This is a genomic window from Bradyrhizobium sp. (genome assembly GCF_049581145.1).
Lineage (GTDB): Bacteria > Pseudomonadota > Alphaproteobacteria > Rhizobiales > Xanthobacteraceae > Bradyrhizobium.
The window spans coordinates 1-9,352 of sequence record NZ_JBAURI010000479.1 but is presented as its reverse complement, the minus strand read 5'-3'; the positions used below and the strand labels follow the sequence as shown (position 1 = coordinate 9,352).

At 62.5% G+C, this 9,352-nt stretch carries 9 protein-coding genes and 1 pseudogene; 6 read left to right on the top strand and 4 right to left on the bottom strand.

Going from position 1 to position 9,352, the window contains the following annotated elements; all coding sequences use genetic code 11:
* Positions 1 to 394: pseudogene (locus WCB02_RS15820) on the bottom strand (hypothetical protein); the annotation flags it as partial.
* Between the two features lie 627 nt (positions 395 to 1,021).
* Here WCB02_RS15820 and WCB02_RS15815 point away from each other — a divergent pair.
* The 5 genes from WCB02_RS15815 to WCB02_RS15795 all read left to right on the top strand — a co-directional run bounded on the left by WCB02_RS15815 (position 1,022) and on the right by WCB02_RS15795 (position 5,134).
* Positions 1,022 to 1,198 carry a hypothetical protein gene (locus WCB02_RS15815; RefSeq protein ID WP_423959334.1) on the top strand — a complete coding sequence of 59 codons (177 nt, stop codon included), beginning with the start codon at positions 1,022 to 1,024 and terminating at the stop codon, positions 1,196 to 1,198.
* Positions 1,199 to 1,610: 412 nt separating this feature from the next.
* Positions 1,611 to 1,931: a hypothetical protein gene (locus tag WCB02_RS15810; RefSeq protein ID WP_423959332.1), complete on the top strand. Its 321-nt coding sequence runs from the start codon at positions 1,611 to 1,613 to the stop codon at positions 1,929 to 1,931.
* A gap of 335 nt (positions 1,932 to 2,266) precedes the next feature.
* Entirely contained in the window at positions 2,267 to 3,742 is a 1,476-nt protein-coding gene (locus WCB02_RS15805) for a type IV secretion system DNA-binding domain-containing protein (protein WP_423959330.1), read from the top strand.
* Between the two features lie 2 nt (positions 3,743 to 3,744).
* On the top strand, positions 3,745 to 4,884 hold the full coding sequence (mobF, locus tag WCB02_RS15800) for a MobF family relaxase (protein ID WP_423959328.1): 1,140 nt from the start codon (positions 3,745 to 3,747) through the stop codon (positions 4,882 to 4,884).
* A gap of 115 nt (positions 4,885 to 4,999) precedes the next feature.
* The gene (locus WCB02_RS15795) at positions 5,000 to 5,134 is read left to right on the top strand and encodes a hypothetical protein (protein WP_423959326.1); all 135 of its coding nucleotides are present in this window, start codon (positions 5,000 to 5,002) and stop codon (positions 5,132 to 5,134) included.
* A gap of 290 nt (positions 5,135 to 5,424) precedes the next feature.
* Here WCB02_RS15795 and WCB02_RS15790 read toward each other — a convergent pair whose 3' ends face one another.
* The 3 genes from WCB02_RS15790 to WCB02_RS15780 all read right to left on the bottom strand — a co-directional run bounded on the left by WCB02_RS15790 (position 5,425) and on the right by WCB02_RS15780 (position 8,233).
* Positions 5,425 to 6,141 (bottom strand): hypothetical protein, encoded by a 717-nt coding sequence (locus WCB02_RS15790; protein ID WP_423959325.1) that lies wholly within the window; start codon positions 6,139 to 6,141, stop codon positions 5,425 to 5,427.
* 930 nt (positions 6,142 to 7,071) lie between these two features.
* Entirely contained in the window at positions 7,072 to 7,335 is a 264-nt protein-coding gene (locus tag WCB02_RS15785) for a hypothetical protein (RefSeq protein ID WP_423959322.1), read from the bottom strand.
* Positions 7,322 to 8,233 carry an ArdC family protein gene (locus WCB02_RS15780; protein WP_423959319.1) on the bottom strand — a complete coding sequence of 304 codons (912 nt, stop codon included), beginning with the start codon at positions 8,231 to 8,233 and terminating at the stop codon, positions 7,322 to 7,324. The genes WCB02_RS15785 and WCB02_RS15780 overlap by 14 nt, the downstream gene beginning before the upstream one ends.
* A 625-nt stretch (positions 8,234 to 8,858) precedes the next feature.
* Here WCB02_RS15780 and WCB02_RS15775 point away from each other — a divergent pair.
* The gene (locus WCB02_RS15775) at positions 8,859 to 9,308 is read left to right on the top strand and encodes a hypothetical protein (RefSeq protein ID WP_423959317.1); all 450 of its coding nucleotides are present in this window, start codon (positions 8,859 to 8,861) and stop codon (positions 9,306 to 9,308) included.
* The last annotated feature ends 44 nt before the right edge of the window (positions 9,309 to 9,352 follow it).

Here is a 9,352-nt window from a genome sequence, read left to right as displayed (position 1 = left end):
CAGCCGCTCCGGTCAAGCTCGCCGGCACTGTCTTGGCGAGCCGTAGCGAGGCTTGCATCTCGATACGGCCGAGTAGTCCCTCCGCCTTGCAGAAATCAGCCAACTGGGCCTCCAGCGCGGCCCGCCTACCCTTGCGCGCACGCCGCAGCTCGCGCTCGGCAGCATCCTGCTCAGCGAGCAAGCGCCCCAGCTCCTCGTAGTCCCGGCGGTGGCCCTCGATGGCGGCGAGGATCGGGTCGGGTGCCTCCGGGACAGGAACGCTGGCGGCCCGCGAGGCGGTAATGGCCGCAGCCAGGGCGGCGGCACCGCCGGTGACAAACTGCCGACGCCGCAGGGCCAGACCGGCGGGAAGGATCGAACGACTCGTGGTATAGGCAGAATCAGCCTGAGACATGGGTTACTCCATGTTGAGGGTTAGGCCCGTGCAGGTGTGTCCAGCACCTGTGCGGGCTGCTCGTCTGGCGTGTGGCGGCCAGCGCCGTGAATCGAATCACGGCGGCTCCGTCCCGTCAATGGAAAGCGAGACGCTCCGGCAGCGGTCAGGTATCGACGGCTTGACTCGCCGTCCCCAGCATCTTCGGGCCGCGATCCTCGCTGCGGATTGAGGTCTTGCAAGACTGGCGTCCCTATATAGGGCCGCGCATCGCAACGTCGCCGATTTGACGAAACCAGCACGAGAGCGCCAGCGTGAGCAGATGGTACCGGTCCGGCTCCATGGCGACGTCCGGGTGATGATGCACATCACCCTCACGACCCCAGCCCCCCGCTTTGTGCAGCCCACCGATGCCGCTGTCGCGTGGATCCAATTCTCGGAATTAGAGCGTTGCTCGCGTGGGTTCTCTCTTCACTGATGTAACCGGGCAGCCCAAGTCTTCGGCGAATGTCCGAGAGCCGCCAACGGTTGAACCAGCGCCGCCTCGCAGGCGTCCTTGGCTTCGCAGATCCGGCGTGCTGCACGATCCCGATCGCGGGATGTTCGCCCTGTGCAGCGGATTGCACAGACGGACTCACAGTTGGAATGATGAGAGATTTCGCCGACGGAGAAGCGAGGCGGCCGCGCGGTCGTACACCTGCGGCACAGCGGGTGGTCATCCTCGCTTTCGCCATGATGGCAGTGATCCGCTATCGCGCCAATCCGTTTCTGCAAAAGAACGCAACGCCGAACCACGGCAAAAAAGCATCGCCACACTGGCATTGACCTGCGTCGCGCGACCACTCTGACTGCGTCATCGACATACGCCGGATTCGATCAGTTCTGCGTGAATGCGATCGCATCCCTATCGTACAACGGAGTGCGTCCGCGTACGTCGTGCGGGTACAGCGTGGAAGATCGCAGTGTTTCCGGCGCCGAATATTTTCTTAACGATCGAAGGATCGGTGGTCCGGAGTTTCAAAAAGAACACATTGCTTGAACGATATCCGATGCGGGGCGACGATCGGATCGTCGGTGATATCAGCTGGTCGAGACTCTTTGGCTGATGAGCTCTGTAGCGCTTTGATCTGAGCCATCATCGATGAGCATGCGAGGCCGCAACCTTCCTCGATAGCGGCTGGGCATCAAGCGAAGACTCCTCGATCGATCGCCTCGGCAAAATTTGCTGAGGCTTTTGATGACTGACAAAACAAAACCCATCTCGATCCGGCTGGCAAAAGGCGAGATCGACCAACTCCAGGCACGCGCCTATTCATTGTCGGGAAACGTCACGGGCGTTGCCCGAGACCTGATCCGCACGGGGCTTGCCGGCGGCGACAACAAAGCGCTTGCCGATCGACTGATGCTGATCGAGCGGCGGATCGTGGCGCTTGAGCAGCAGGGTCAGGAAACGCATGCCCTGATACAGTCGATCGACCAGGCGGCGCGCGACCTGCTTGCGATGTTCGACGCGCTGTTGAAGGCGCTGACCGGCGAGAGCACCGGGAGGGCGGCATGACCCGGCGCCTGCGGATCGTTTTCTTCCTCGCGGCACTAGGCTGCTTTGGTCTGTCGGTTGGTTTGTACCAGTTCAGCTTTGAACTCTGGCCCCCCAGCGCCACGATGGCGGATGGGAGGACCGCGCCCCTCCAATCAGCGGACGTTGAGGCTTGTCTCAGGGGTAGAGTTTTGGCGTGGCTTGGAGATAGCTATGGAGACACCTATTGGCGAAACTGCAGAGCCCACCTGTCGCAGTATCAAGCTCTGGAGGGGATCGAACTTCGGTTCTGGTCCCTTGTTGGCTCCGGCCTGGCCGGGCTCGTGGCGTTGTTCGGCTTTGCGCTGAGCCTTCGTATGGGTTCCTCCTCGTTCAGGGTCATTCGCGGCGCACGGCTGCAGACGGGAAGTCGAGGCCTGAAGGCCTTCGCCCGGGCCTGCGCCGCCGAGTGCCGGATCCACGGCCATGGCGTTACGCTGGTGCCATCTATCCCCATGGGGCGCGAGCGCGAGGCACGGCATTTCCTGATCCTCGGCAGCGTCGGTGGCGGCAAGACCCAGACCATGCTGCACCTGATCGGCGAGGCCCTTGCCCGAGGGGATGGCGTTCTGGTGCTCGACACCAAGGGCGACATGATGGGCGGCCTTCCCGCTGATGGAGACCCGCTCTTCGTCGCCCCTCATGACCGCAGATCATTGGTCTGGGACATAGCGACCGACTGCAGCGTCAAGCAGGACGCCCGCGAACTCGCCGCCCGCTTCATACCGCCGAGCTCCGATCCGATGTGGTCTGAGGCGGCGCAGGAGATCTTTGTCGCCTGCATCGTCCATCTGCAGGCGACCAGGAACAAGGACTGGGGCTGGGCCGACCTGCAGAGGGTCGTCACCGCCGATGTCGACAAGCTCACGGCTTATGCAAGAGATCACAATCCAAATGCGCTGAAGCTGTTGGGCCAACCCGACAGCAAGACGACCATGAGCATTCTGACGACGTTCCAGACCCACATGCGAATCGTCTCGGTCCTGGCCGAAGCCTGGCCCGATCCTTTCGCCCGTCGGTTCTCTATCCGCGCCTGGCTGCACAATCCGACACCCCATCGCCCGCTGATCCTGCAGCACGACCCTGGTTATCCCGAACTGTCGCGGATCTGGATCGGCAGCATGCTCGGCCTGCTCGCCTCGGCGGTGGGCAGTCCTACTCTGACCGAAAACCCTCGGCGGCGAGTATGGCTGTTCCTGGATGAGTTCCCGCAGCTGCCACCGATCAAGCAGTTTCCGACCTTCCTCGAGCTCGGCCGGTCCAAGGGAATCGCCGTCGTCATCGGCGCCCAGGACACAGCGCAGATCCGGGCGGTCTATGGTGCTGACCAGGCCAAATCCTGGTTCGGAATGACCGGCACCAAGATCATCACCCGCATCAACGCCAGCGAAGCGGCCGAAGACATCAGCCGGCTGATCGGGGAGCAGCAGGTCGAGCGGCGCACGCAGAGTGAAACCCGCGCTGGCGGCAAGACCAGCGTCACCGAGAGCCCCCAGCGCGAGGTGCGACGCGTGATCACGGCCTCCGAGCTTGCCTCCCGTCTCGGACCGACTGACGGCGGCGTCCGGGTGCTATTCGTCGGTCTCGGCGAAGACGTCTACGAGCTGGAGCTACCGTACATCCACCTGCTAACACTACGCGATCCGATCTGGCCCGCCGATTGGACCCAACCTTGGCCTACCAAGCCCTCAGGCCACTCCAATGAAGCCAACAATCCTGAGGCATCGCCGCAGCCCTCGCGCCTGACCAAGAGCCTGGCCGACCTGATCCGGCTGAAGCGGACCTTGCACTGACCATGGTGGCCTCGATCTCCGCACGAGGAAGTGCCGCCGCGTCCCTGCGGTATTACGAGCATCTGAAACGCGACGATTACTATAGCCGCGACGGAGAGCCGCCGGGCCGTTGGGCTGGTCGGGGCGCCGAGCGGCTGAGTCTCGTTGGACCGGTAACGCATACCGAGTTCGACGCCGCGCTGCAAGGCATCGACCCCAAAACCGGCGAGCGGCTGGCGCAGGTTGGCGGGCGCGGGCGGGAGCATTCGGCCGGCTGGGACATGACCTTCAGCGCCCCGAAATCGGTCTCGGTGCTATGGGCCCTCTCCGAGGGTCCCGACCGGGAGGGGATCGAACAAGCCCATCGATCCGCGGTGCTGGCGGCAACGGCGCCTCTCGAAGCGACTGCCGGCTGGGCGAGACGTGGCCGGGGCGGAGCCACGCGGGAGCGAACGGCGGGGCTCCTGATGGCGCAGTTCGATCATCACACCAGCCGCGAATCCGATCCGCAGCTGCATACCCACGCCTTCATCTTCAATCTCGCCCCGCGTCGCGACGGCAGTTGGGGCGCGATCCTCAGCCGCGAACTTTACAAGGCGCAGAAGGAGGCGGGCGCGACCTACCGCCGCGTGCTTGCCTCGGAGCTGGAGCGGCGAGGCATTCCCCTTGAGTGGCAGACCAATACATTCCGGGTCGCGGCCATCCCGCGCGATGTCGAGCGGGCCTTTTCTAAGCGGCGCCAGGCCATCGAGGAGGCCGCCCAGATTCACGGCTACAGCACACCCAAGGGGATGGAGCAGGCAACCCTGCGAACCCGCCGTCCCAAGCGCGACGCAAGGCTCGGCGACCTCGTCAAGCATTGGCAGGCGGAGGCCAAGGCGCTCGGGTTAGAGCTTGGCCGAAGCCGCCAGCACGTTCAGACAATGGCTACCTCCAGCGGTCGACCTCGTCCAACTCGGTCCGCGGGCTGGCAGAATGCCCCCTCCCCGCCCAGGTCGGCGCCCGCACCATCAGCGATCGCGCCGGCAATCACAAACACCGGGCAACACCGCGCGGCCCAACTCGGATCCCGGCTCGGCCAGGCCATTCGTGGGCTGGATCAACCTGCTGAAATGTCCGGCGTCAGGATCAAGCTGCGCTATCGAGACCGCGAGTGGGAATGACCGACAGCCAGACGGTCGAACCGAGCCGGCGGCGGCTTCACTGGATCACCGCCTCCGCGGCGACCGCCCAAGAGGCTCGTCTCTCACCCCACACGACTTCCGTTGCGGTCGATCGATGCTCGCAAGGATTTCGTTTTCTGGAGCACCGCCGACGCTCGGGCCGGTCGACTTCGTCGGCCTGACCGCCCGCGCGAAACCGAACGAAGTCTGGCACTGGATCGACGAAAAGAACTGCGCCCCGCCGCTGTAATCGCGTCCCACGCGCGCAAGTCCTTGTCAGTAATAGAATTCCGGCAAGTTAGACGGCAGCCCGTCAGCGTTTTCGATTCATGTGTAAACAGTGCCCCACAGAGAAAGATCGTCTCACTCCAATGGGATAGCCGCACTCGGCCCGCGAAGCGTCAGCACCACAGGTGCATAGGGTGTGAAAACTCTCTTGCCTTCTTTCCTTGGCTTGTTGGCTGGCTTTCGTATTAAGTGCATCCTTGGCCATGGTTTGCTTTTCGCAAGGCTCAAGCCGCAATCTTCCTCTGTCCCGTCTCAGCGTGAGCCTGCACGCGTCGTGTTGATGCCGGCGGCGAGCAGGAGCATCACCGCCATCGGATCGAGAACGACGACAAGCGCCAACGTGAGCAGCCGTACCGGTCGCTCGAGGTCGGTTGCCGGCATACCCATCAGCTCGGCAAGATATCGCACCGGGCCGACGTCGGCCTCAGCGCGCCTGCGCTGGGCCTCAATCTTGGCTTTCTCGATCTGCAGGCTCGCGAGCGCCTGCCCTTGTCGCTGCCGCTCCGCAACGATGTCAGCGCGCTCGCGGCGCTTCTGGTCAGCGATCGTCATCGCGCCGAGGGGGCGGCCCAGCCGTGTCGCTTCCTCGATGGCCGCGTCGATCTGGGCGATGCGCCGATCAAGGTCTGCCACGGTCCTGATCTGGATCGCGAGCCGAACCTCGATATCGGCGGTTCTGTCCGCAAGCGCCTGATCGATGGCCGCCATATGATCAAGATGAGCGCGCGTGAGGAAGCCGAACACACCGACCGCGTTCAGGCTCATCAACACGCCGATCATCGCGACGAGGATGAGGCGCAGGAGGAATGGCGCCGCGTTCCAATGCTCGGTCAGCCACGCCGCAGCGACGAGCTTCCCGGCTTCCAGCGCTGCGCCCATGGTGATGATGGGCCAGAACGCGCCGGCAAAGATTGCGGTGAGGCCATCAATGGAGAAGGCGGCCGATACGGATGCGAGCGCCAGTGCCACGATGAGTGCGGCCAGCTTGACCGGTGTCGCGGAACGCCGTCCCGCCGTGGTCGCATGTGTCACAGTGACACCGACCGCCTCGGTAACGGTCGGAGTAACATCGGTAACAGCCGGCGTAACAGGCATCGTTACGATGATCGCTCCCGCGTTACGGCGGATCAGGCCGGCCTCTCCCCACGCCTTCAACCGGCGACCGGCCCGCATCCTGTTCCAACCCCACTGGCGCCCGAGCTCCGCAGCGCTGGCGGTCACGCGTCCGTCAGGCTGAGAGCGCAGCCAAGCCAGCGCCTCCACATCATCGAATGGGCGGATCGCAACGATGTCGGTCATGTCGAGAACTGCTTCTTCAATCCTGGCACATGCAATCAAATGGAGGTCTGCCCCTGGTGGCCAGTACGACGGAGAGGGAGGCAAGCGGCCAGGCAGTCGGACGTCAATCGACCAGGGTCGCTACAGCCGCGCGACGCACGAAGATGCGGCTGACCGCGCACCTCTCGATATTTGAGTCGCGCACCACGACGTCCCAAATGGCAGCGCCAGTTGATACTTACTCTGCGATTCTGGAGTTGGCTCTCCGCGGCTCCGGGCGATCACCACCCGCCAGCGAAGATGGCACGCGGGGACGCAACAGTTGAATGGCCAAATCGCGCGACATAGTGCGCTACAGCTCTCCAACTCGCCGAGCGCCAGCTGCACATCGTGCCTGTCGGAGACGATCATGACGAGGCAGGTTCCTGGGCGACATGTCGGCGCAGGGCTTCAGGGTCGCTTCCGGTCAGTGCGATCCTTCAAGGCCGGGATCGGCAGCCCAACGCAGATGCAGCTCGACGGCCGTTGGCTACGCGAGAAACGCGCATCGCCGCCATAAGAAGCCGGCACGTCCCACAAATCATGCCGTTCGCCGGCGCGTCGCACGCGAAGGCGAAACGGCTAGCGGGTGTGTGCGGCCAAGGCAGCTTCGGCGGCGGTCTTGGCCGCGTCAAAGGTTGTGGCCTGGCCGGTAGCGATCAGCGCGGAGCAGTCAGGCCCACCGAACAATTCCCAGCCGATCTCGGTTGGGAATCCGTTCACGGCCGGGAGGTCGAAAGCCACCAGTTCGTAGCCATCGACAAGCCTGCGTTCGGCACGATTGGCCGACCAGAATTCGGGATCGGGGTCCCAGCCAACGGCCGCCTCTTTTTTAAGCAGCGACATCCGACGCTCCTTCCGTTCCTGTCGCCGAATTCAGCCCATGCAGAAAATCCGCCGCGCGCTGCGCATGCGATGCGGCGGTGAAGATCGCGCGCCTATCGTTCTTCAGCACCTTGATCCACGAAGCAATGTAGGAAGCGTGATCCTCGCGAACTTCCGGCGTCAACGCGAGATCGGCGCAAAGAAAGGCCGAACCAAGCTCGGCAACAAGCTCCTCCATCGCATAGCCTTCGTCACCGAAACGCTTGCGCCCAAAATCCCGGTTCAGGCGGCTTTCATGTCGGGTCCAGTGCACGGTTTCGTGGACGCGGACAGCGTAGTAGCTCTCCGCGTCGCGGAAGAAATCGATGTATGGCATATGAATCTTGTCGGTCGAAATGACGTAACAAGCTCGGCTCCCGCCGTGCACGATGTTTGCGCCCGTCGCATCCAGGAAGCTCTCCGCGCGCTCGATGCGCTGCACGGGCTCCGGCTGCGCTTGCGGCTTGCCGTAGTAGTGCTCGGGCAAGCCTTCGATCTGCTCAACATTGAACACGGTGTAGCCCTTCATGAAAGGAATGGCGTGTTCGGATTCCTCGCCCGTCTTTGCGTCCGTCTCGGTGCGGATGATCTTGTCGGCATAGACGACAAGGCTTCCTTGCTCACCCTTCCGGACGTGGGCTTTCAATTCCAAAGCCTGCTTGAAGGTCATCCAGATCGGCGCGGCGTATCCCTTCTCAAGCGCTGCCGACCACAGCATCAGCACGTTGATGCCTTGATAAGCCACGCCGTTCGCACGCAAAGGTCGCGTGATCCGTCCTGCGCTGTGCTCGGCCTCCCAAGGCTGGTGCCATGGTCTGACGCCTTGTTCTAGCGCCGCAACAATCTGATTGGTGATCTTCTGATAGACATCCGTCCTCATCTTCGCTTCTCCTAGCTTGCCGGTTGCGCATGCAACCGGCGCTAGGCCAGCGCCGATGAGCGGGGGTTGGCTGTCACAGGCCGGAATGCGCCGGGTTGGGCGGGCCGGAGGAAGCGAAGCGACCGACTACCCGGCCGGCGTATTCCGCCCGCAGGGCTTGGCCTTGACAGCCTGGGGGGCCGCGAGCCCCAGCCTTTGTGCTGCGCAGCACGAATCGCGTAGGATCACTTACGTTCTGTGGCTGCGGGGTAGCGGACAGATGCTTCAGGAGCAAATACTAAAGCGGTTCTCTTGCTTTTCTCTCAATCACGAGCGGCAAGGAGAAGCTACAGCGGGTGACGAATGCTCCATCCGACAGGAATTTTGTTTGGTGTCCGATGGGTCGCATATCCTGGTGTATTAGCCACTTCCATAAACTAACAAAGAAATGGAAGATCCCGGCCTACAATGAGGAGCTTCTAAAGTCAGGATTTGCAGCCGGCGCTCACCGAGGCTTTAGAAAGAGCCCTTCCCATCCGCCCCGAGAGCCTGATACCTACATCGAGTTGTCTTCGGGCGCTTCAGCGGCCCGCGCTTAAATTGTATTGCCAGAGACCTAGAAGAAAACGGTGCGGAGTGGTCTTTAATGCACGAATTGACCGAAGTACTGGCTGTCGCAACTGCTCATATTCAGCCAGAGTACTTTTACTTACCTGTGCACGGTGGCGCACCGGTGTATCGCGAGCGCGTTTATTGCTACGAACTGTATCATCAAATGCGTCTACGATGGCCCGACGGTTGCCCGTTCAAGCTGAACGGCGAAGTCGATAAAGCTGGTCATCCTATCCTTTCTCAACTCGGTGCGAACTACGCAAAGCCAGATCTGCTCGTCCATGGCCCCGGGGACATGGGCATGAACCACGCTATCGTCGAGGTCAAATCCGTTGAGGCACGATTTCAAGGAATTCGCAAAGACCTCAAGACTCTGTCGCTGTTCAGAAGCACTGTCGGCTATGTGAGCGTCGCCGCGTTTTTTGATGGACCGCTGAGCAAGAACTTTGATGGACTTCCCGCTTCCGCTTCCCGAGGCCTGTAGGGTGTTTGGGAAGCGGAAGTGGGAAGCGCTGCTTCATCCGGCGA